Source organism: Kribbella sp. NPDC059898, assembly GCF_042730855.1.
Taxonomy (GTDB): Bacteria; Actinomycetota; Actinomycetes; order Propionibacteriales; family Kribbellaceae; genus Kribbella.
Genome location: NZ_JBHWKR010000003.1, coordinates 19,228 through 39,393, shown reverse-complemented (window position 1 = coordinate 39,393; position 20,166 = coordinate 19,228). Strand labels below are relative to the sequence as shown.

The following is a 20,166-nucleotide window of genomic DNA, read 5'->3' as shown; positions in this document are numbered from 1 at the left end:
GAGTTGCACCACGTTGCACCGTGGCGACGGTCACAGTCCCGGCCTACGATGAGCCGCAAGGCGGGAGGTGCCCATGACAGCGAGTACGGCGTACGGCGCGATCCCGCCGGGCACGGACCTCACGCTGCGTGCCCGGGAGCTGGTCCGGATCCACGACGCGGTGCTGAGCGGCGTACGGCCGCCGCAACGACCGCGGGCGCTGGTCGCGCGGTCCTGGTCGCGGGTGATGAACCTCGGGCTGGCGGCGGATCACGTCAACGCGCGCCGCCCGATGAGCCAGGAGGAGCTGGTACGGCGTCGCAGTACGTCACGGCTCTCGCTCGTGATCGACGAGCTGCGCCGGGTGCTGACGAGCGTCGCGGACGCCTCGCTGTTCCTGATGGTGGTGTGCGACGCGGACGGTGTCGTGCTGTGGCGGGAGGGTGCGCCCCGGGTGCAGCTGACCGCGGACCGGCTCGGGTTCCTCGAGGGGATGCTGTGGACCGAGCAGGTCGTCGGCACCAACGCGATCGGTACGGCGCTGGCCGAGGCTGCGCCGGTGCAGCTGTTCTCGGCCGAGCACTACGAGAGCCACCAGCACCCCTGGTACTGCACCGCCTGGCCGATCCACGATCCGCGGGACGGCGCACTGCTCGGAGTCGTCGACGTGAGCGGCCCGGCACTGACGCTGCATCCGGCGATCGCCGCGCTCGTGGAGAGTGCGGTCAGGCTGTCCGAGGCGGCGCTGTGGCGGCACCACCAGGAGCGGCTCGAGAGCCTCCGCCGGTCGACCGAGGCAGTGGTGAGCTCCACCAACGGACCGCTCCTGGTGGTCGACGACCACGGGTGGGTCGCGCACCACGCCGGAATCGCCGCGCGCGACCGGATCGACGTACCGCAGGCCGACCGGGCGGTCGCCGTACCGGGGCTCGGTCTGTGCCTGCCCGAACGCCTCGGCGACGGCTGGCTGATCCGCCCGCGCGAGGCCGGCGCCACGGTCCGCGCCCGGTTGTACCCCGGGCCGGAGCCGCGCCTCGAAGTCCTCCGCGACGACGAACCATGGCGTACGTCGCTGACGCCCCGGCACGCCGAGATCCTCGCCGCCCTCGTCGCCGCCGGCCCCCAGGGCCTGACCGCCGCCGAACTCAGCACCCGGCTGTACGGCGACGCCCACCACGAGGTCACGATCCGCGCGGAGATCTCCCGCCTCCGCCGCGTCGCCGGCGCCCTCGTGTCGACCCACCCCTACCGGATCGCCGCCGGCGTCTCGATCGCGCTCTGAACCCGGCGCGGGCCCGCCTTCGGCCAGGTCATCGAGCCAGGCTCGCGGGCGAGCTGGCGGCGAACGCCTCTACTACCTGGCCGCCTGCGGAATCCCCCCGTTCGACAACCGCACCGTACTCGTCGAAACGCTCACCCACCTCTGGCTGTCATCCCTGTACGAGTAGCGCGCCGAGGTAGCGCCTGCGGTAGACACGCTGCGCCAGGAGAGCTGCTGGATAGGCGAGGCGCCAGAGACCCAGTGCCGGATGTGTCTGCGAGCGGACCGTGAGCCACACCGAGTCGTCTGTACGGCGTTCCGCGAGGAAGGTTTCCTCGCCACGGACGGGGTGGCCGGCCAGCGTGCCGTACGCGAACCCGGCGCGGCTCGGCTCGTCGACGACCGCCAGCACCTGCACCGGCTCGCGGATCCGGAACGGTCCGACCCGCGCCAGGATCCAGTAGCGCCGGCCGGCCACGACCTGGGGATCGCCCTCGATCGAGAAGCCGCTGCGGGTCTTGACGCCCCAGCGGAGGAGTTCGGTGCGGACGAAGGTCCAGCAGTCCTCGCCGGAGCCCAGGCGGACGGTTCGCCCGTACGACCGCGAGTCGCCGGTCAGCGTCGTACCCGCTGCGGTGTCGGTGAGCGCGCGCCTCGACAGGTCGGTTGGCATGGGTTCATTGTCCAGTTCCTGACGCGGGGCTGGTGTCGGAGCGGCGGGGCGGGGAAGGGTGGGTCGGTATGACGGACAAGGACCGTGAGGCGACCGGGTTCCAGGAGCAGGCGGGGTACGACGAGTCCATCGATCTGCGGACGGACTTCGTCATGGTGTACGGGTTGAACGACACGACGGCGGAGCGGATCGCGCGCTGGCGGGAGGCCGGGTACCGGGTGCACCTGATGACCGGGGTTTCGTGGGGGACGTACCAGGACTACCTGGACGGGCGCTGGGATGGCGCCGAGCACTGGGACGACGCGCAGACGACCGCGGACGGGAAGCCGATCCTGCACGGCGAGAGCGTCGACATCCCGTACATGGTGCCGACGTTCGGCTTCACCGAGTACCTGGTGCAGAAGCTGCGGCCGATCATCGGGCTCGGGGTGGAGGGCATCCATCTCGAAGAGCCGGAGTTCTGGGCGCGGGCCGGGTACTCGGAGTCGTTCAAGCGGGAGTGGCAGGCGTACTTCAAGGAGCCCTGGCAGCCGCCGCACAGCACCCCGGAGGCGCACTTCCGCTCGGGTCAGCTCAAGCAGCACCTACTGTCCCGCAGCCTCGACCGAGTCACGTCGGTACTGCGTGACGAGGCGCTGAGCCAGGGGCGCGAGGTGCACTTCTACGTCCCGACGCACAGCCTCCTCAACTACACGCAATGGCAGATCATCAGCCCGGAATCGCGCCTCCGCACGCTCCCCTCGATCGACGGCGCGATCGCCCAGGTGTGGACCGGTACGTCACGCACCCCGAACGTGTACGACGGGAAGGTCGCCGAGCGGACGTTCGAAACGGCGTACCTCGAGTACGGCATCGCGCAGGACCTGACCCGCGGGACCGACCGGCGGATGTGGTTCCTGCACGACCCGATCGAGGACCACCCGGACCGGACCTGGGAGGACTACCTGGCCAACTACCAGCGCACCCTGGTCGCGTCGCTGCTGCACCCGGGCGTCAGCCGGTACGAGGTCGCGCCCTGGCCGCACCGCATCTTCAACCGCCCGTACCTCCGCGAAGGCAGTACCGAACGCGAGCTGATCCCGCCGGACACCGCCACCAGCTACCTGATCGCGATGAACAGCCTCCGCGATCTCGACCAGCCCGACGTACGGTGGGCGCACGAAGGCCCGCGGGTCGGCATCGCGTTGTCCGACACCGCGATGTTCCAGCGCTGGTCACCCGGCGGCGAGAGCGGTCATTACGACGGCTTGCAGGACGCCCTCGCACTCGAGGGCCGTGAGCAACTACATTTCTCCGACTTCTACGGCCTCGCCCTGCCCCCACTGTACGAAGGCCAGCGCGTCGCCCCGGTACAGCTCGAGAGCGTCATCGACTCCCCCGACGCCCTGGACGACGTCGACGTACTCGTGCTCAGCTACGAGTTCCAGAAACCGCTCGCGCCGAGCATCCACTACGCGCTGGCGGGCTGGGTGAACCGCGGCGGCAGCCTGCTGTACGTCGGGAACGGCGCGGACCCGTACCACGAGATCCGCTCCTGGTGGACCGGCCGCTACGGCACCTGCGCCGACCACCTGGCCGAGGCCCTCGGCGCGGACCCCACCCGCGACGACATCCAGCCGATCGGCCAGGGCCGGGTCCGCTTCCTCCCCGCGCGCCCCGCCGACTTCACCGAGAAGCCGGCCGAACTCGTCAGCGCACTCCGCGAACTCGCCGAGGCCGGCGGTCACACCTGGCAGCCCACGAACTGGCTCGCCGTCCAGCGCGGCCCGTACCTCATCGGCGCGGTCCTCGACGGCACACACGTTGTCGAAGGCACCTATCTCGACCTGCTCGACCCGCACCTCGGCGTCGTCCGCCGCCGCGAACTCGGCCCCGGCGACCTCACCTGGCTCCGCGACCTCACCTACGACGACACCCCACTCCTCGCCTCCGCCGGCCGAATCGTCGACTGGCACGAAACCGCCGGCACCATCACCTTCACCTGCGAAGCCCCCCGCGGCGTACCAGTCACCACCGCCCTCCGCCTCCCCACCCCACCCACAACCGTCAACGTCACCTCCACCTACGACCCCGACACCCACCTCCTCCACCTGACCCACCCCGGCTCCCCCACCGGCACGTCCATCACCATCACCCTCTGACTTCATCGAGTCGTGGATCGTGGTCGGGATCTTCCGCCACAATCCACGACTCGACGCCAAGGCGGCGCCCTCCCCCGACGCCAGCGCCTCCGCGCCCCACCACCAACCCCGCACCCCGCCGAAGGCGGCAACACAACAGCCGCCGCGCAGCGGCGACCTTTGGGGGTGTTCTACGTGGGGAGTTCGACCGTTACGCGGAGGCCGCCTTCTGGGCGTGGGGTGACGGTGAGGGTGCCGTCGTGGGCGCGGGTGATGCTTTTGACGATCGCGAGGCCCAGGCCGACGCCGGAGTGCTGGTCGGTGCGGATGCGTTCGCTGCCGCGCTGGAACGGCTCGACGAGGGTGGCGATCAGGTGCGGCGCCAGCTGCTCACCGGTGTTCTCGACGGTGAGTACGACGGTCGGCGTGTCGACGCGGGTGGTGATCCAGACCGAGCCGTTGTCCGGAAGATTGTGGACGATCGCGTTGTGGACGAGGTTCGTCGTCAGCTGCAGCAGCAGCGCCGGCGACCCGACCGTCGGCGCCTGGTCCCCGCCGGTCTCGATCGTGATCCCGTTCTTCTCCGCCAGCGGCAGCAGCGTCTCGGTCGCCTCTTCGGCGATCAGCGACAGATCGACGCGCTCCCGGCTGAACGATCGCTGGTTCGCGCGGCTGAGTACGAGCAGCGCCTCGGTCAGGTCGATCGCCCGCGCGTTCACCGCGTGCAGACGATCCACGAGTACGCCGTTGTCGTGCGTCAGGTCGTTGCGCGCCACGTCGAGCAGCGTCTGCGTGATCGCCAGCGGCGTCCGCAGCTCGTGCGACGCGTTCGCGGCGAACCGCTGCTGCTCGGCGACGTGGGCCTCGAGCTGCGCGAGCATCGTGTCGAACGCGTCGGCCAGCTCCCGGAACTCGTCGCTCGAGCCCGGCAGCCGGATCCGGTGCGACAGCGACCCGGTCGCCGCGACCCGCGTCGCCTCGGTGATCTTGGTCAGCGGGGCGAGCATCTTCCCGGCCAGCACCCACCCGCCGATGAGCCCGAAGATCAGCAGGAACGTCATCACGACCGCCGCCACCGGCGCGAACGACCGCCACAGCAGCTGCGGGAACGTGTACGTCGTGGTCATGATCACCACGCCGCCGGACTTGAACTGCATCAGCCCGAACCAGCCCGCGATCAGCAGCAGCACGCCCGCCGCCATGACGAACCCCGCGTAGCTGAGTGTGAGCTTGAGCCGGACGCTCAGCCCGGGCTCCCTATCCACGCCCGTTGTCCCCAGTGTCCCCGGCGTCGATCCGGTACCCGGCGCCCGCGACGGTCGCGATCACCCAGGGCTCGCCCAGCCGTTTCCGCAGCGCCGACACCGTGATCCGTACGGCGTTCGTGAACGGGTCGGCGTTCTCGTCCCAGGCCCGCGCGAGCAGGTCCTCCGCGCTGACGATCCCGCCCTCGGCCGCGACCAGCACCTCGAGGACGGCGAACTGCTTGCGGGTCAGCGCGACGTACCGCCCGTCCCGGTACACCTCGCGGCGGAACGGGTCGAGCCGCAGGCCGGCGATCTCCCGCACCGGCGGCCGGTTGTACGCGCGCCGCCGGTCGAGCGCGCGCAGCCGCAGCACCAGCTCCTGGAACTCGAACGGCTTGGTCAGGTAGTCGTCGGCGCCGAGCTCGAACCCGGAGGCCTTGTCGTCCAGCCGGGACGCGGCGGTCAGCATCAGGATCGGCGTACCGGCGCCGGAGGCAACGATCCGCTTGGCGATCTCGTCACCGGACGGGCCCGGGATGTCCCGGTCCAGGACCGCGATGTCGTAGGTGTTGATGCCGAGCAGTTCGAGCGCCGCGTGGCCGTCGCCGGCGATGTCCGCAGCGATCGCCTCCAGGCGCAGGCCGTCGCGGATGGCACCCGCCATCTCCGGCTCGTCCTCCACGATCAGCACCCGCACACTGCCGATGCTACGGGTCGGGCCATATCGTCCGCGTATCCAAAACCCGATACCGGCCGGCAACACGCCCGCGCCTTCACTGGGTGCTATGACCGTCAGCCAACCGACCCGGCGCGCCCGATCGACGATCCGGGCCGCCTTCCTGCTCGCCAACGTGGCGATCATCAGCGTCTTCGTCCACCAGTCGCTCGCGACCTCGCTGCCGACCGTCGGCCAGGCCGGATCCGGCGGGCTCGGCGAGGCGGACGGCGCCGTACCGGACGGTGCCACGGTGTTCGACGACAAGGTGCCCGGGGTCGTCAACCTCGATCCCGACCTGCTCGGCGCGCTCCGCCGGGCCGCGACGGTCGCCGCCCGGGACGGCGTCGCCTTCTACGTCAACAGCGGCTGGCGTTCGCCGGCGTACCAGGAGAAGCTGCTCCAGGACGCGATCGAGCGGTACGGCTCGAAGGAGGAGGCGGCGCGCTGGGTCGCGACGCCGCAGAACTCGCCGCACGTGCAGGGCCGGGCGATCGACATCGGGCGCTCGGACGCGACGGCGTGGCTGGCCGAGCACGGGGCCGGGTACGGGCTGTGCCAGATCTACGACAACGAGCCGTGGCACTACGAGCTGCGTCCGGAGGCGGTCCAGCACGGCTGCCCGCCGCGGTACGCCGACCCGACGCACGACCCGAGGATGCAGGGGTGACGCTCACCGTCGCGCCGATCAGCGCCGCCGAACACCTCGCATTCGTCCAGGCGCAGCGCTCGGTCAGCTTCCTGCAGACGCCGGCCTGGGCGCACGTGAAGACGGAGTGGCGCAGCGAGTCTCTCGGTTGGTACGACGGCGAGCGGCTCGTCGGCGCCGGGCTCGTCCTGCACCGCCCGGTCCCCCGGCTGGACCGCTACACGCTCGCCTATCTCGCCGAAGGGCCGGTCGTCGACTGGACCGGCCCGCTCGACGAGTGGCTGCTCCCACTGGCGGCGTACCTCAAGGCAAACGGCGCGTTCGCGATCCGGCTCGGCCCGCCGGTCCGTACCGACACCTGGACCGCCGCTCAGGTGAAGGAAGGCATCGCGGACGCCGGGATCCGGCGGCTCACCGATCTGCCCAGCGTCGAGGCGCCCGGGCGCCAGGTGACCAAACAGCTCGAAGCGGCCGGCTGGCTCTCGCAGAACCCGGTCGACGGCTTCGGCACCGGACATCCGCAGTACACGTTCGAGCTCCCACTCGGCGGCACCGAGGACGATCTACTGCGCGGTATGAACCAGCAGTGGCGGCGCAACATCAAGAAGGCGCTGAAGGCCGGCGTCGAGGTCACGGTCGGCGACGACCTGAAGGCGTTCCACGACCTGTACGTGCACACCGCCGAGCGCGACCACTTCACGCCGCGGCCGCTGCGGTACTTCGAGACGATGTTCGCCGCGCTCCGCGCCGAGGACCCGGACCGGATCCGGCTGTACCTCGCGCACCACGAGGGCGACCTGGTCGCGGCCGCGATCATGATCCGGGTCGGCGCCCAGGCGTGGTACTCGTACGGCGCGTCCGCGACCGAGAAGCGCGACGTCCGTGGGTCGAACGCCTGCCAGTGGGCGATGATCCGGGACGCGCTGGCGGCCGGGTGCGACGTGTACAGCCTCCGAGGCATCACCCCGACGCTCGACGCCTACGACCCGCACGTCGGGCTGATCCAGTTCAAGGTCGGCACCGGCGGACAAGCCGTCCGGTACGTCGGCGAGTGGGACCTGCCGCTGCGGCCGGTGATCTACCGGGGATTCGACCTGTACATGCGCCGGCGCCGCTGACCCACCGTGCTCTGGTTTACTGACCGGATGTCTCCGAGCAGCCTGCGCTTCTGGTCAGGTACGTTCACCGGCGTCGTCCTGCTGACCGTGCTCCTGCTCCCTGTCGCCGCGCTTGTCGTGTGGAGACGAGCCCGGCGGCACGGACTGCGAAACGCGTTCGCCGAGGTCGCGATCGTCTACTGGACGCTGCCGCTGGTCTGGATGACCATGCTCCCGGGCAGTCACGCCTTCGGAGCGCCCGGCCGGGTCAGCCTGGTCCCGTTCCGCGACCTGCTCAGCGACTCCCCACCCCAGATCGTCGGCAATCTGCTGCTGTTCGCGGTCCTCGGCTTCTTCCTCCCGATCCGGTACGACGTACGCCTCCCGCGGGCACTGGCGATCGCGGCCGGCTGCTCGGTGGCGATCGAGGTGTCCCAGTACGTGTTCCGCCTCGACCGCGTGTCGTCGGTGGACGACGTACTGCTGAACACCGTCGGCGCCGGCCTCGCCGCGCTCGCGTCGTACCGGTGGTGGACATGTCGTGCGCATATGAAAAACCGGATACGCGCCGGCAACGCCGTCCGTTCTTGACTGGGAGGCATGAAACCGGGAATCACCGTCTTCGGCTGCGAACCGGACGAGGCGACCCTGGTCCGCGAACTCGCGCCCCGGATCGGCCTGCAGCCGACCGTCACCGCGGCCGCGGTCACTGAGGAAACCGCCGAACTCGCGCACGGGAATCGCTGCATCAGCATCGGCCACAAGACCCGGGTGTCCAACGAGGCATTGCGCGCGCTGAGCATCGCCGGCGTCGAATACGTGTCGACCCGGAGCATCGGCTACAACCATCTCGACGTGCAGTACGCCGAAAGCGTCGGAATCACGGTGGGAAACGTCTCCTACTCCCCCGACAGCGTCGCCGACTACACGCTGATGCTGATCCTGATGGCGATCCGGAACGCGAAGTCCGTCGTCCGCCGCGCCGACCTCCACGACTACCGGCTGTACCCCGTCCGCGGGCGGGAGCTGCGCGATCTGACCGTCGGCGTCGTCGGCACCGGCCGGATCGGCGCCGCGGTCCTGGACCGGCTGCGTGGTTTCGGCTGCCGCGTACTGGCCTTCGACACACGCCCGAAGACGTCTGCCGACTACGTGCTCCTCGACCAGTTGCTCGAGCAGAGCGACATCGTCACGCTGCACACGCCGCTGACCCCAGAAACGCATCATCTCCTGGACAAAGAACGCCTCGGGCAATTGCCAGCTGGGGCCTTTGTGGTGAACACCGGTCGCGGCGCGCTGATCGACACCGAAGCACTCGCCACGGCCTTGGAGGAAGGCCGGCTGGGCGGCGCCGCACTGGATGTTCTCGAAGGCGAGGAAGGAATCTTCTACGCCGATCACAGCAATCGCCCGATCAGAAGCTCACTGCTGCTGAGACTGCAGGTCCTGCCAACGGTCCTGATCAGCCCGCACACCGCGTATTACACCGACCGCGCCCTCCAGGACATGGTCGAGAACTCCCTTGTCAATTGCCTGAACTTCGAAAGCGGGAAGCACCATGGGTAAGTTGAAGGTCGGAATCCTGTTCGGCGGCGTGTCCGAGGAACACGGCGTCTCGGTCAAGTCCGCCCGCCAGGTCGCGGAGCACCTCGACACCGACAAGTACGAGCCGTACTACATCGGCATCTCGCAGAGCGGCGCCTGGAAGCTCTGCGACGGCCCGGACCCCGACTGGGAGAACGGCAAGTCCAGCCCCGTCGTCCTTTCCCCGGACAGCAGCGTGCGCGGCCTGCTCGTGCTGGACTCCGACCGCCTCGGCTCGCGGATCCGCCAGGGTCAGTACCGCACCGTCAACCTGGACGTGATCCTCCCGGTCCTGCACGGCAAGCGCGGCGAGGACGGCGCGATCCAGGGCCTGCTCGAACTCTCCGGCATCCCGTACGCCGGGTGCGGCATCCAAAGCTCGGTCCTGTGCATGGACAAGACCCTCACGTACCTCGTCGTCCAGAGCGCGGGCATCCCGACACCGAACTTCTGGATCGTCGGCGCGAAGGAGACCGTCGACCCGGACCAGTTCGACTACCCGGTCTTCGTGAAACCGGCCCGCTCGGGCTCGTCGTTCGGCGTCAGCAAGGTGAACAGCAAGGACGAGCTGGCGGGCGCGATCGAGACGGCCGCGCAGTACGACGGGAAGATCCTGATCGAGGAGGCCGTCGTCGCGAGCGAGGTCGGCTGCGCGATCCTCGGGAACGACCCGGAGCTGACCGTCGGCGAGGTCGACCACATCGCGCTGTCGCACGGCTTCTTCAAGATCCACCAGGAGAGCACGCCGGAGAGCGGCTCGGAGAACTCGACGCCGATCGTGCCGGCCAACATCTCGGCGGAGGCCCGGTCGCTCGTCCAGGAGACCGCGAAGGCGATCTACCGTGCGCTCGGTTGTACCGGGCTGGCGCGCGTCGACCTGTTCCTCAAGGAGGACGGCTCGGTGGTCCTGAACGAGGTCAACACCTTCCCGGGGCTCACGTCGTACAGCCGGTATCCGCGGATGATGACCGCAGCCGGGCTGCCGCTCGGTGAGGTGATCGACCGGCTCGTGTCGGCGACGTTGTCGGGGAGTCCGAGGTGAAGGCCGACCTGGTCTACGTGGACGAGTTCGCCGCCGGGATCCGGTGGGACGCGAAGTACGCGACCTGGGACAACTTCACCGGCAAACCGGTGGACGGCTACCAGGCGAACCGGATCGTCGGTACCCGCGCACTGTGTGCCGCGCTGGAACGTGCGCAGGGCAAGGCCGAGCCGCGCGGGTTCGGCCTGCTGCTCTGGGACGGGTACCGCCCGCAGCGGGCCGTCGACAACTTCCTGCGCTGGTCCGAGCTGCCCGAGGACGGCCGCACCAAGCCGCGGCACTACCCGAACATCGAGCGCTCCGACATGTTCACCCGCGGGTACGTCGCCACCCGGTCGGGCCACAGCCGCGGCAGCACGGTCGACCTCACGCTCTACCACCTCGACACCGGCGAGCTGGCCCGGATGGGCGGCGACCACGATCTGATGGACTCGATCTCGCACCACGGCGCGGCCGGCATCACCGAGGTCGAGGCGCGGAACCGGGAGACCCTCGCGTCGGTGATGGAGGCCGCCGGGTTCGAGCGGTACGCCTTCGAGTGGTGGCACTACACGCTTCGGGACGAGCCGTACCCGAACACCTACTTCGATTGCCCGATCGCGTGATCCGCCCGGCCCGTCCCACCGACAGCGCCGCCGTCAACGAACTGCTGGAGCAGCTCGGCTATCCCCAGGACGATCTCGCCGAGACCGCCGTCCGGATCCGGTTCTGGGCCGATGATCCGGCCAGTGCCGTCTACGTGGCCGATGCAGGAGGCAACCTTCTCGGACTGGTCGCCGTACACGTCGAGCCGTTCATCCAGCTGCCCGGCTTCTCCGGGCGGATCGTCGCCCTGGTCGTCTCCGAGCACGCTCGCCGCCAGGGCGTCGCGGGCGAGCTGATGACCGCGGCGGAGTCGTTCGCGGTCCGGCATGGTTGCGTCCGGTTCGAGGTCACCAGCTCCGACTACCGCGCCGAGGCGCACAAGTTCTACCAGCGCCGCGGGTACGTCAACCAGGCCGGCCGGTCGTCCCGGTTCATCCTCTCGGCAAGCTGACGTTGAACCATGCCCGCAACCCCGAAACCCTTGTCAGGACGAGCTGGTCGAGCAACAGCACGGCGACCAACGTCAACCCGAACAACGGCAAGAAGACGCCCAGGGCAACGACCAGCACCGCCAGCCCAGGCGTCGCCCGCAGCGGCAGCCTCCCCCGCGGAGCACCAAGGGCCGTGCCCTTCGGACGCCGACGCCACCACATCAACGGCCCGGTCACGCACAGGAAGATCACGCCCACGCAGAACGCCGTCGTCGCCCAGAAGTTCACGACGCTCACCCGACGCCCCTCGTGCAGCGCGATCCCCTGCGCCACCACCTTCGCCAGCACCGGATAGTCGCGATACCCGTACGTCGACACCACGCGCCCGCCGTACTGGTCGACGTGCAGCGTGCGCTCCTGCCCCGGGTCGTGGAACGCGTACCCGATCGCCGAGAACACACCCGTGCCGTCGGCCGGTAGCGCGATCGTCATCGGGCTGCGCAACCCGTTGCGGCGGCCGACCTCGATCGCAGTGTCGACAGTCGCGACCGAGCCGGTCCGGTTGGACGGGTCGGACCGCGGTACTTCGGTCTTACCCAGCGCCCACGGCACCGTGTGGCTGTGGGGCAGCGACTCGTCGAGCTTCGAGGTCGGGTTCGACAACGCGCCGGGATCCTCGCCCCAGAACGACGTACCGTTGCTGGTCGCGAGCTCCTGCGTCTTCGCACCCCACACCCCGGTCCACGGCAGCCCCGACACCACCAGGAACAACAGCCCGACGCCGAGCACGGCACCGGTCCGGCCGTGCCGCGAACGGAGTACGGCGCCGGCCGCACCCGCGGCGCGACGCCGCGCTCGCGCGACCCGGCCGCGGAGGAACAGGTAGTACCCGGTCAGCGCCATCACGATCGCCCAGCAGGCGGCGATCTCGATCACGGCGTCGCCCCAGCGGCCGGCCATCAGTTCGCCGTGCAGCAGGATCGCGACGCCGGACAGCGTCCGGTCCGGGTCCAGCGCGCCGAGCACCTTGCCCTCGTACGGGTCCACGAACACGTCCCGCGCGCCGCCGGCCGTGTCGACCGAGAACACCGTCGACCGGTTGGGCGCCGACGGCTCGGTCATCGACACCACCCGGTCGCCGGGGTACGCCGCCCGTACCTCCTCGAGCTGCGACTCGTACGGCTGCGCCACCAGGCCGGCCGGCTGGTCGACCTTCATCAGGTCGGCGTGCAGCACCGGCTCGAGCTGGAACCGGAACAGGTAGATCAACCCGGTCGTCGCCAGGATCAGCACCACCGGGACGACCAGGAAGCTCGCGTAGAAGTGCCACCGCCAGAACGCCCGGAACAGGCCGGTGCCGCGCTTGCGCGTCTCCTGTTCGACGGCAGGCGGTGCCTCCAGTACAGCGCTCACGTCCGCTCCTTTCCGTTGTAGGAGTCGGATCGGGGGCGCTCGTGGTTCCGGGCGGCAGGTGTGGTGTGGCCCACAGGACGGCGAATGCGAGGATGGTCCGGCCATGCACCAGAGCCGGGGGTTCCGCGCCGCACGCGCCGCGATGTTCGCGGCCACGTGCGTACTGCTCGCCGGCCTCGGGCACGTGCTGATGTCCGGCGCGATGCTCCCGTGGTGGACGCTGCCGATGGCGTTCGGCTGGATCGGCGTGACCGCGTGGATCCTCGCCGACCGCGAACGCGGCGTACCGTTCGTCGTCGTCAGCACGCTGATGGCGCAGGCCTCGTTGCACATCGTGTTCACGCTCGCGCAGACGATGACGCCGATGGGCCACATGCACGGCGGGACGTCGTACGGCATGTTCGGGGCGCACGTCGCGGCCGCGGTGCTGTGTGGTTTGTGGCTCGCGTACGGCGAGCGGGCGGCCTTCTCGGTACTGCGATCACTCGCCGTCCGGGTGCTGCTGACGCTGCGGCTGGTCACCTTCCGGCACGTCTCGCCGCCGCCGCGGATCACGTCCGCGCACTCCCCCAGACCGCTGCGGGAGCTGCTGCTCGTGCACGCCATCACTTCGAGAGGTCCGCCGCGCGGGGTCGCTGTATAGACCCACCGTTCTTGGACTTTCCGAAGGACTCTCAGACATGGCTACTGCCCTGTTCCATGATCCGGACGAGACGTCGACCCGGCTCGCACTGGCCGCCCGTTCCGGCGACCACGATGCCCTCGACACCTTCGTCCGCGCCTTGCATCGCGACGTACGCCGCTACGTCGCGCACCTGTCGGCGGATCCGCAGGCCGCCGACGACCTCACCCAGGAGACGTTCCTGCGGGCGCTGAAGGGCCTGCACCGGTTCGAGGGCCGCTCGTCGGCGCGGACCTGGCTGCTGTCGATCGCCCGCCGTACCGTCGCCGACGACCTGCGCCGGAAGGCCGCCCGGCCGCGGATCGCCCAGCAGGACTGGCAGTTCGCGGCCGAACAGTCGCAGCCGCGGGACCTGCCCGGCTTCGAGGACCGTCTCGCGCTGGCCGAGCTGCTCGACACGCTGCCCGGCGACCGCCGGGAGGTCTTCGTCCTCACCCAGCTGGCGGGGCTGCCGTACGCCCAGACCGCTTCGCGGCTCGGGTGCCCGATCGGCACGGTCCGCTCCCGGGTGGCCCGGGCCAGAACGGAGCTGGCGAACCTACTGAGTACCGCCTGACCACTTCTCCTCGATGCGGGCGTACTTCCAGACGGCGTGCGCCCCCAGCCAGGTGAGGACGAACAGCGCGACGATCGCGTAGCCGACGTTGTTCAGGTCGACGCCGGCGATCGCCGCCAGCGGGCCGTGGTCGATGTGGAACCTGGCGGTCAGGATCGAGATCAGCTCGATGCTGCCGATCACCAGCGCGACCGCGACCGAGAGGCCGGTGATCGTGATGTTGTAGTAGACCTTGCGCACCGGCTTCGCGAACGCCCACCCGTAGGCGAAGTTCATCAGGCAGCCGTCGATGGTGTCGAGCAGGCTCATCCCCGCCGCGAACAGGATCGGCAGGGTGAGTACGGCGTACCAGGGAAGACTGAACGCCGCGGCACCACCGGCGAGCACCAGCAAGCTGACCTCGGTCGCGGTGTCGAACCCGAGGCCGAACAGGAAGCCGATCGGGTACATCTGCCACGACCGGGTGACCGCCTTGGTGACGCCGGACAGGATCCTGTTCATGAACCCGCGGTTGTTCAGATGATGCTCGAGCGTCGCCTCGTCGTACGCGCCGGTCCGCATCCGGCGGAACACCTTGATCACCCCGACGAGTACGGCGAGGTTGAGCGCGGCGATCAGGTACAGGAAGACGCCGGACACCGCCGTACCGACGACACCCGTGACCTGCTGCAGACGCGACGATCCGTCCGCGACCTGACCGGCGAGCGCCCGTACGCCGATGCCGAGCAGGAAGCACAACGTGAACACCACGGTCGAGTGGCCCAGCGAGAACCAGAACCCGACCGACAACGGCCGCCGCCCGTCCGCCATCAGCTTCCGGGTGGTGTTGTCGATCGCGGCGATGTGATCCGCGTCGAACGCGTGCCGCATGCCCAGCGTGTACGCCGTCACCCCGAGCCCGACCCCGAACACTCCCGCCGACCCGAGCGCGTAGTGCCGCGGCGCCACCACCAACGCCAGCACACCCCAGCCGATCAGGTGCAGCAGCACCACGAACCCCGCCATACCCCCGACCGAGGTCCACTCGCGCCCCGTCACACCCATTCGCCTCACGAACCGCCAGTTAACGCCTTTCCCACCCCAGATGCAACCAAGTCGCGTCTACAGCGCCGGGGTCATCAGGGCGAGCATTGCGGCCATGCCGCCGGTCGACAGGCCGTGGCAGCAGCACAGCAGGCGGTGACCGGGGGCTCGGATCACGCGGCCGAACCACCAGGCTGCCGAGAGGAGCAGCAGGCCGGCCACCGACCAGCTCAGCAAGCCTGTCCAGGTCCCGCCCCCTGCATGACCCATGCCCGCCATGCCCGACATGCCCAGCATGCTGACGGCCAGCATCCACACCATGCCCAGGTTCATGCCGCCGTGGAGCAGGGCGCCGGTGCGGGCTGTGACGCCGTCCGAGGTGGAGAGGTGCCGGAAGAAGACCAGTGCCAGCCCGGAGAACAGCGCGATCTGCACCCAGGTGATGCCTGGCGGCGCCGGCAGCCACAGCATCAGGAGCATCGCCGGGCTCATCAGGACATGGTTGACGTCCACGACCGTCTCGATCCCTTGGCCGCGGCCGGCGGCGACGCGCCACAGGCAGTACAGGCCGGAGACCGCGAACACAACCGTGAGCGCGATCGCCGGACCGGCCGGAAGCATTCCGTGCGACATCGAGGCGGGACCTTTCTCGCGAGGGGCGACCGTAGGTCCAACTCCGGCGAGCGGACCGAAGTTCCGGGAACTGTTCGGCACCGTCCTTCGTACTCATGTGTTGGGGGCTCAAGGCAATTGCAGCAGATCAGGAGAGACGTGGCACCGACACGCCACCGGCCGTGGCTGATCCGGTACGTCGTTCTGCTGGGCGGGCTGGCGGTCGTCGTACCGCTCGTCACGACCGGCGTGATGGGTCCGGCGAGCTACCTGCCGATCGCCCGCGACGACCCCGGCCGGGCGACCGGACTGATCGCGACCTTCGTCCGGGCGGTGGCCGATCTCGCGTCGCTGGTCACGGTCGGCGCGCTGGCGTCGGCGCTGTTCGCGGGCAAGCTGCGGCCGGTCCAGGACAGGTCCGCGCGGCGGCAGCTCGAGATCGCGGAGTGGTTCGAGCCGGTCGTCGTACGGCGGTCCGCGACTGTCTGGGTGATCAGCTCGGGACTGCTGATCGCGCTGGACTCGGCCGACTCGAACGGGTACTCGCTGGGGAAGCTCGCGGACCCGCAGGCGTTGTGGTTCGCGTTGTTCTCGGGTGATGCCGGGCGGTCGTGGATGGTGACGTTCGCCGCCGCGGTCGTGGTGCTGGTCACGTGTGTGCTGAGCGCGCGGTGGGTTGGGTACGCCGTGGCACTGTGGGCCGCGTTGGCGGGCTCGCTGGCGCCGGTCGTCGTCGGGCAGATCCTCGTCGGCCCGCGGCACGACTTCGGGAGCGACGCGGGCATTGTGCAGACGCTCGCCGGTCAGGTGTTGCTCGGTCTGCTGGTCGTTCAGGTGCTGCGGGTCGCGACCGGGCGTCGGGTGCGGGCGCTGGAGCGGGTTCATTGGCGCAGTACGGCGTGGGTGCTGCTCGGCGTGCTCGTGGTGACCGAGGGGATCCTGCTCTGGTTCAAGCTGGCCGGGTCGTCGCCGTTCGGGAGCGCTACCGGGTGGTTGAGCCTGGCGCAGTTCGTGGCGCTCGGGGTCGTCGGTTGCGGCTTGGCACTTGCGCACCGAGGTCGTGGGGCCGTGTTGCTGGCCGGTGGTGTGGCGGGGTTCGTCGCGGCCGGGTCGGCGATGCTGCGGATCCCACCGCCACAATTCTTCGTGCCGACGTCGATCAGTCAGATCTTCTTCGGGTTCGACCTGAAGGTGCCGCCCGGGTTGGGCTCGCTGGCCGGGCAGTGGCGGCCGAACCTGCTGTTCGTGACAGCCTCGGTCGTTGCGATCGCGGCGTACCTGCTCGGTGTCCGGCGGCTCGCGCGGCAGGGTGAGCGGTGGCCCGTCGCGCGGACGATCGCCTGGACGCTCGGCTGGGTGCTCATCATCGTGGTGACCAGCTCCGGCCTCGGGAAGTACTCGGGCGCCGACTTCGCCGTACACATGGCTGTGCACATGGCGTTGAGCATGCTGGCGCCGATCCCGCTGGTGCTCGGCGGGCCGATCACGCTGGCGTTGCGGGCGCTGCCGGCCAAGGGCGGGCCGCACGAGTGGATTCTCGCCGCGTTGCACTCACGGCCGCTCAAGGCGTTGTACCACCCGTTGTTCGTCTTCGTCGTCTACATCGGTTCGTACTACGCGTTGTACCTCACCAACGCCTTCGGGACCTTGATGAAGTTCCATTGGGCTCACCAATTGATGAACCTGCACTTCCTGGTCGTCGGCTGTCTGTACTTCGGTCTCGTGATCGGGGTCGACCGGACACCGCACCAGCTCCCGTCGCTGGCGAAACTCGCCGTACTGCTCGGGGCGATGCCGTTCCACGCGTTCTTCGGCGTGATCCTGATGTCGGACGGCGCGGTCATCGGCAGGTCGTTCTACGACCACCTCGAGGTGCCCTGGACGCGTGACCTCGCCGCGACGCAACATGTCGCGGGCGGGATCGCCTGGGCCGGCAGCGAGATCCCGTTGCTGATCGTGGTCGTCGTCCTGGCCCTGCAATGGGCGATCCAGGACGGCCGGGCCGCGCGCCGGATCGACCGGCACCTGGACAGCGGCCTCGACGACTCGTACGACGCCTACAACGCGATGCTGCAGCGGCTCGCGCGGCGTACCGAATCCACCCAGGAGCGCCGGTGACGCTGACCGATCAGGAACCGCGGACCGCGACCGTCGAGCTGCTCGTCGGCGGGATGACGTGTGCCGCCTGCGCCAACCGGGTCGAGCGGGCGCTGAACAAGCTCGACGGGGTGACCGCGACGGTCAACTACGCGACGGAACGAGCGATCGTCACGGGGAGCGGCGCCGATCTCACCTCGCGGGCGACGAGTGCCGTGGATCGTGCGGGGTACCAGGCGACGCTGCGGCATCCCGAGTCCGGGGACGAGCTTGCGGAGCAGTTGACGGCTCGGCGGATCAGTTCGCTGCGGCGGCGGCTGGTGCTGGCGACGCTGCTCGCGATTCCGTTGATGGATGCAACGATCGTGCTGGGCGCCGTGCCGTCGTTGCGCTTCCCGGGGTGGGACGTCGCGTGCTTGCTGCTGGCGCTGCCGATCGTGACGTGGGCGGCGTACCCGTTCCATCGCGCGACCGTGCGGAACTTGCGGCATCGGGCGGTCAGTATGGACACGCTGGTGTCGCTCGGGATCGTGGTGTCGTTCGGCTGGGCGGCGGTGTCGGTGGTGTGGCCCGGAGCGGCCGGGACGTCGCGGTGGCTTTCGCTCGACACCGGGAGTTTGTATCTCGACGTTGCCGCCGGAATGACCGTGTTCCAGTTGGCCGGGCGGTACTTCGAGACACGGTCGCGGCGGCGTGCTGCCGATGTGTTCGGGGCGATCGGGCGGCTGGCGACTCCCGTCGCGCGGGTGCTGCGGGACGGGGCCGAGGTCGACGTACCCACCGGCGAGGTGGTGAAGGGCGACACGGTGGTCGTCCGGGCCGGCGAGATCATTCCGGTGGATGGGACGGTGGTCGAGGGGACGGCCGCGGTCGACACCAGCGTGGTCACCGGGGAGCCGGTGCCGCGGGCGGTCGGGGCCGGCGGTCAGGTTGTTGGCGGGACCATCAGTACGGACGGGCGACTGGTGCTGACCGCGACGGCGGTCGGGGTGCACACGCAGCTCGCGCAGATGGCGGCGATCGCGGAGCAGGCCCAGGAGCGGAAGGCGCGCATCCAGCACACGGTCGACCGGATCATCGTGTGGTTCGTCCCGTCGGTGATCCTGCTGGCCGTGGCGGTGGCTGCCGGGTGGATGGTGTCCGGGGCTGCGGTGGCGCAGGCGGTTGGGACCGGGATCGCCGTACTCGTGATCGCTTGCCCGTGTGCGCTGGGCCTTGCGACACCGACCGCACTGATGGTCGGTATCGGACGGGGCGCGACGCTCGGCATCCTGATCAAGGGGCAGGACGCGCTGGAGGCCAGCGGCGTGATCGACACGATCGTCCTCGACAAGACCGGCACGCTCACCACCGGGGACCTCACCATCACCGACGTCGAGCTGACCGCGGACCTCACCCGCGAGGAGGTGCTCGCGTACGCCGCATCGGTCGAGCAAGGATCCGAACACCCGATCGCCCGCGCCGTGGAACGCCTGGCGACCGCCGAAGCCGTCCCCACCCACCCGATCACGAACTTCGTCACCCATCCGGGCGAAGGTGCGACCGCCACAGTTGCGGGCAGACAGGTGGCCGTAGGCAACCACAGCCTCCTCCGCACGACCGGCACCACGGACACCCACCCCACCAGCCCGCACACGGCTGACGCCATCAACACCCCCGCCGGGGCGGGCACCACCGGGGCGTCCTTGGGTGCAGCGGGCGGGGGCGGGGCAGCGCTTGAGGGGGCGACTGTTCTGGTGGTGGTGGATGGGGTTCTGGTCGGGCGGTTGGGGATTGCCGATCGGCTTCGGAGTACTGCGGGGGACGCGGTGCGGGAGCTGCACCGGGCGGGGCTTCGGACGGTGTTGCTGACCGGGGACTCGGAGGCGGCGGCGCGGGACGTCGCCGGGGAGTTGGGGATTGACGACGTATGGGCGGGGGTGCTGCCGGCGGACAAGGCGGGGGTGATCGCGGAGCTGCAGGCTGCTGGGCATCGGGTGGCGATGGTCGGGGACGGGATCAACGACGCGGCCGCGCTGGCGACCGCCGATCTCGGGCTCGCCGTCGTGACGGGGACCGATATCGCGTTGAAGTCCGCGGACATCGTGCTGGTGCGGGAGGACCTGCGGGTGATCCCGGACGCGATCGGGCTCGCGCGGCAGACCCGGCGGACGATCCATCGCAACCTGGTCTGGGCGTTCGCCTACAACGTGGCCGCCGTACCGATCGCTGCCGCCGGCTTGCTCAACCCGCCTGTTGCTTCGGCAGCTATGTCGTTGTCCTCGTTGTTCGTCACCTATAACAGCCTCCGGCTGCGCAACTTCGGCGACCCCGACGCCTGACGCGGTCGGACACGCGGCTGGGGCGGCGCCGTGGCTCGATCCCGGGAACAATTGTCCGTGCCGGTGTGGCGCGGCCTCG

The 20,166-nt window shown here is 69.8% G+C and carries 19 protein-coding genes; 13 read left to right on the top strand and 6 right to left on the bottom strand.

Annotated features, from left to right (window positions below; genetic code table 11):
- Nucleotides 1–73 precede the first annotated feature (73 nt).
- Nucleotides 74–1,261: a GAF domain-containing protein gene (locus tag ACFV9C_RS10270; RefSeq protein WP_380192375.1), complete on the top strand. Its 1,188-nt coding sequence runs from the start codon at nucleotides 74–76 to the stop codon at nucleotides 1,259–1,261.
- A gap of 148 nt (nucleotides 1,262–1,409) precedes the next feature.
- Here the strand turns inward: ACFV9C_RS10270 and ACFV9C_RS10265 are convergent, their stop codons facing one another.
- Nucleotides 1,410–1,913, bottom strand: a complete 504-nt coding sequence (locus tag ACFV9C_RS10265) for a DUF1990 family protein (protein WP_380192373.1) — start codon at nucleotides 1,911–1,913, stop codon at nucleotides 1,410–1,412.
- Nucleotides 1,914–1,981: 68 nt separating this feature from the next.
- On the opposite strand from ACFV9C_RS10265, the gene ACFV9C_RS10260 reads away from it, so the two are divergent.
- Nucleotides 1,982–4,054, top strand: a complete 2,073-nt coding sequence (locus ACFV9C_RS10260; RefSeq protein ID WP_380192371.1) for a hypothetical protein — start codon at nucleotides 1,982–1,984, stop codon at nucleotides 4,052–4,054.
- A 170-nt stretch (nucleotides 4,055–4,224) separates the two neighbouring features.
- Here ACFV9C_RS10260 and ACFV9C_RS10255 read toward each other — a convergent pair whose 3' ends face one another.
- Together ACFV9C_RS10255 and ACFV9C_RS10250 are read right to left on the bottom strand one after the other, a co-directional pair.
- Complete coding sequence (locus ACFV9C_RS10255; protein WP_380192370.1) at nucleotides 4,225–5,298, bottom strand: sensor histidine kinase; 1,074 nt, start codon at nucleotides 5,296–5,298, stop codon at nucleotides 4,225–4,227.
- Nucleotides 5,291–5,977, bottom strand: coding sequence for a response regulator transcription factor (locus ACFV9C_RS10250; protein ID WP_380192368.1), 687 nt, complete (start codon nucleotides 5,975–5,977; stop codon nucleotides 5,291–5,293). Before ACFV9C_RS10250 ends, ACFV9C_RS10255 begins: the two co-directional genes overlap by 8 nt.
- An 88-nt stretch (nucleotides 5,978–6,065) precedes the next feature.
- Here ACFV9C_RS10250 and ACFV9C_RS10245 point away from each other — a divergent pair, with 88 nt between their 5' ends.
- From ACFV9C_RS10245 to ACFV9C_RS10215, 7 genes are read left to right on the top strand one after another with little or no spacing between them, the layout of a single operon-like run.
- Nucleotides 6,066–6,665 carry a M15 family metallopeptidase gene (locus ACFV9C_RS10245; RefSeq protein ID WP_380192366.1) on the top strand — a complete coding sequence of 200 codons (600 nt, stop codon included), beginning with the start codon at nucleotides 6,066–6,068 and terminating at the stop codon, nucleotides 6,663–6,665.
- Nucleotides 6,662–7,762 carry a lipid II:glycine glycyltransferase FemX gene (locus ACFV9C_RS10240; protein WP_380192364.1) on the top strand — a complete coding sequence of 367 codons (1,101 nt, stop codon included), beginning with the start codon at nucleotides 6,662–6,664 and terminating at the stop codon, nucleotides 7,760–7,762. The genes ACFV9C_RS10245 and ACFV9C_RS10240 overlap by 4 nt, the downstream gene beginning before the upstream one ends.
- 27 nt (nucleotides 7,763–7,789) lie before the next feature.
- Nucleotides 7,790–8,332 carry a VanZ family protein gene (locus ACFV9C_RS10235; protein WP_380192362.1) on the top strand — a complete coding sequence of 181 codons (543 nt, stop codon included), beginning with the start codon at nucleotides 7,790–7,792 and terminating at the stop codon, nucleotides 8,330–8,332.
- A 9-nt stretch (nucleotides 8,333–8,341) separates the two neighbouring features.
- The gene (locus ACFV9C_RS10230; protein WP_380192361.1) at nucleotides 8,342–9,307 is read left to right on the top strand and encodes a D-isomer specific 2-hydroxyacid dehydrogenase family protein; all 966 of its coding nucleotides are present in this window, start codon (nucleotides 8,342–8,344) and stop codon (nucleotides 9,305–9,307) included.
- Nucleotides 9,300–10,367 carry a D-alanine--(R)-lactate ligase gene (vanA, locus tag ACFV9C_RS10225; protein WP_380192359.1) on the top strand — a complete coding sequence of 356 codons (1,068 nt, stop codon included), beginning with the start codon at nucleotides 9,300–9,302 and terminating at the stop codon, nucleotides 10,365–10,367. The genes ACFV9C_RS10230 and vanA overlap by 8 nt, the downstream gene beginning before the upstream one ends.
- Nucleotides 10,364–10,972: a D-Ala-D-Ala dipeptidase VanX gene (vanX, locus tag ACFV9C_RS10220; protein WP_380192357.1), complete on the top strand. Its 609-nt coding sequence runs from the start codon at nucleotides 10,364–10,366 to the stop codon at nucleotides 10,970–10,972. Before vanA ends, vanX begins: the two co-directional genes overlap by 4 nt.
- Nucleotides 10,957–11,403, top strand: coding sequence for a GNAT family N-acetyltransferase (locus tag ACFV9C_RS10215; RefSeq protein ID WP_380192356.1), 447 nt, complete (start codon nucleotides 10,957–10,959; stop codon nucleotides 11,401–11,403). Before vanX ends, ACFV9C_RS10215 begins: the two co-directional genes overlap by 16 nt.
- On the opposite strand, the gene ACFV9C_RS10210 is transcribed toward ACFV9C_RS10215, so the two are convergent.
- Entirely contained in the window at nucleotides 11,384–12,796 is a 1,413-nt protein-coding gene (locus tag ACFV9C_RS10210; protein WP_380192354.1) for a PepSY-associated TM helix domain-containing protein, read from the bottom strand. The two genes, ACFV9C_RS10215 and ACFV9C_RS10210, sit on opposite strands and share 20 nt — an antisense overlap.
- A gap of 103 nt (nucleotides 12,797–12,899) precedes the next feature.
- On the opposite strand from ACFV9C_RS10210, the gene ACFV9C_RS10205 reads away from it, so the two are divergent.
- Nucleotides 12,900–13,439, top strand: coding sequence for a hypothetical protein (locus ACFV9C_RS10205; RefSeq protein WP_380192353.1), 540 nt, complete (start codon nucleotides 12,900–12,902; stop codon nucleotides 13,437–13,439).
- 37 nt (nucleotides 13,440–13,476) lie between these two features.
- A complete protein-coding gene (locus ACFV9C_RS10200) occupies nucleotides 13,477–14,034 on the top strand; it encodes a sigma-70 family RNA polymerase sigma factor (RefSeq protein WP_380192351.1) in 558 nt (185 codons plus the stop codon).
- Here ACFV9C_RS10200 and ACFV9C_RS10195 read toward each other — a convergent pair.
- Together ACFV9C_RS10195 and ACFV9C_RS10190 are read right to left on the bottom strand one after the other, a co-directional pair.
- Nucleotides 14,017–15,078: a HoxN/HupN/NixA family nickel/cobalt transporter gene (locus ACFV9C_RS10195; protein WP_380192349.1), complete on the bottom strand. Its 1,062-nt coding sequence runs from the start codon at nucleotides 15,076–15,078 to the stop codon at nucleotides 14,017–14,019. The genes ACFV9C_RS10200 and ACFV9C_RS10195 overlap by 18 nt on opposite strands.
- Nucleotides 15,079–15,135: 57 nt before the next feature.
- Nucleotides 15,136–15,690: a DUF5134 domain-containing protein gene (locus ACFV9C_RS10190; protein ID WP_380192348.1), complete on the bottom strand. Its 555-nt coding sequence runs from the start codon at nucleotides 15,688–15,690 to the stop codon at nucleotides 15,136–15,138.
- A gap of 138 nt (nucleotides 15,691–15,828) precedes the next feature.
- On the opposite strand from ACFV9C_RS10190, the gene ACFV9C_RS10185 reads away from it, so the two are divergent.
- A complete protein-coding gene (locus ACFV9C_RS10185; protein WP_380192346.1) occupies nucleotides 15,829–17,787 on the top strand; it encodes a cytochrome c oxidase assembly protein in 1,959 nt (652 codons plus the stop codon).
- A 53-nt stretch (nucleotides 17,788–17,840) separates the two neighbouring features.
- Entirely contained in the window at nucleotides 17,841–20,087 is a 2,247-nt protein-coding gene (locus tag ACFV9C_RS10180; RefSeq protein WP_380193534.1) for a heavy metal translocating P-type ATPase, read from the top strand.
- Nucleotides 20,088–20,166: the final 79 nt, after the last annotated feature.

What these genes read in the sequence shown, in the direction of transcription:
- ACFV9C_RS10270 (WP_380192375.1), top strand. Translation starts at nt 74, where the DNA reads ATGACAGCGAGTACGGCGTACGGCGCGATCCCGCCGGGCACGGACCTC.
- ACFV9C_RS10265 (WP_380192373.1), bottom strand. Translation starts at nt 1,913, where the DNA reads ATGCCAACCGACCTGTCGAGGCGCGCGCTCACCGACACCGCAGCGGGT.
- ACFV9C_RS10260 (WP_380192371.1), top strand. Translation starts at nt 1,982, where the DNA reads ATGACGGACAAGGACCGTGAGGCGACCGGGTTCCAGGAGCAGGCGGGG.
- ACFV9C_RS10245 (WP_380192366.1), top strand. Translation starts at nt 6,066, where the DNA reads ATGACCGTCAGCCAACCGACCCGGCGCGCCCGATCGACGATCCGGGCC.
- ACFV9C_RS10235 (WP_380192362.1), top strand. Translation starts at nt 7,790, where the DNA reads ATGTCTCCGAGCAGCCTGCGCTTCTGGTCAGGTACGTTCACCGGCGTC.
- ACFV9C_RS10230 (WP_380192361.1), top strand. Translation starts at nt 8,342, where the DNA reads ATGAAACCGGGAATCACCGTCTTCGGCTGCGAACCGGACGAGGCGACC.
- vanA (WP_380192359.1), top strand. Translation starts at nt 9,300, where the DNA reads ATGGGTAAGTTGAAGGTCGGAATCCTGTTCGGCGGCGTGTCCGAGGAA.
- ACFV9C_RS10205 (WP_380192353.1), top strand. Translation starts at nt 12,900, where the DNA reads ATGCACCAGAGCCGGGGGTTCCGCGCCGCACGCGCCGCGATGTTCGCG.
- ACFV9C_RS10200 (WP_380192351.1), top strand. Translation starts at nt 13,477, where the DNA reads ATGGCTACTGCCCTGTTCCATGATCCGGACGAGACGTCGACCCGGCTC.
- ACFV9C_RS10195 (WP_380192349.1), bottom strand. Translation starts at nt 15,078, where the DNA reads ATGGGTGTGACGGGGCGCGAGTGGACCTCGGTCGGGGGTATGGCGGGG.
- ACFV9C_RS10190 (WP_380192348.1), bottom strand. Translation starts at nt 15,690, where the DNA reads ATGTCGCACGGAATGCTTCCGGCCGGTCCGGCGATCGCGCTCACGGTT.
- ACFV9C_RS10180 (WP_380193534.1), top strand. Translation starts at nt 17,841, where the DNA reads ATGACGTGTGCCGCCTGCGCCAACCGGGTCGAGCGGGCGCTGAACAAG.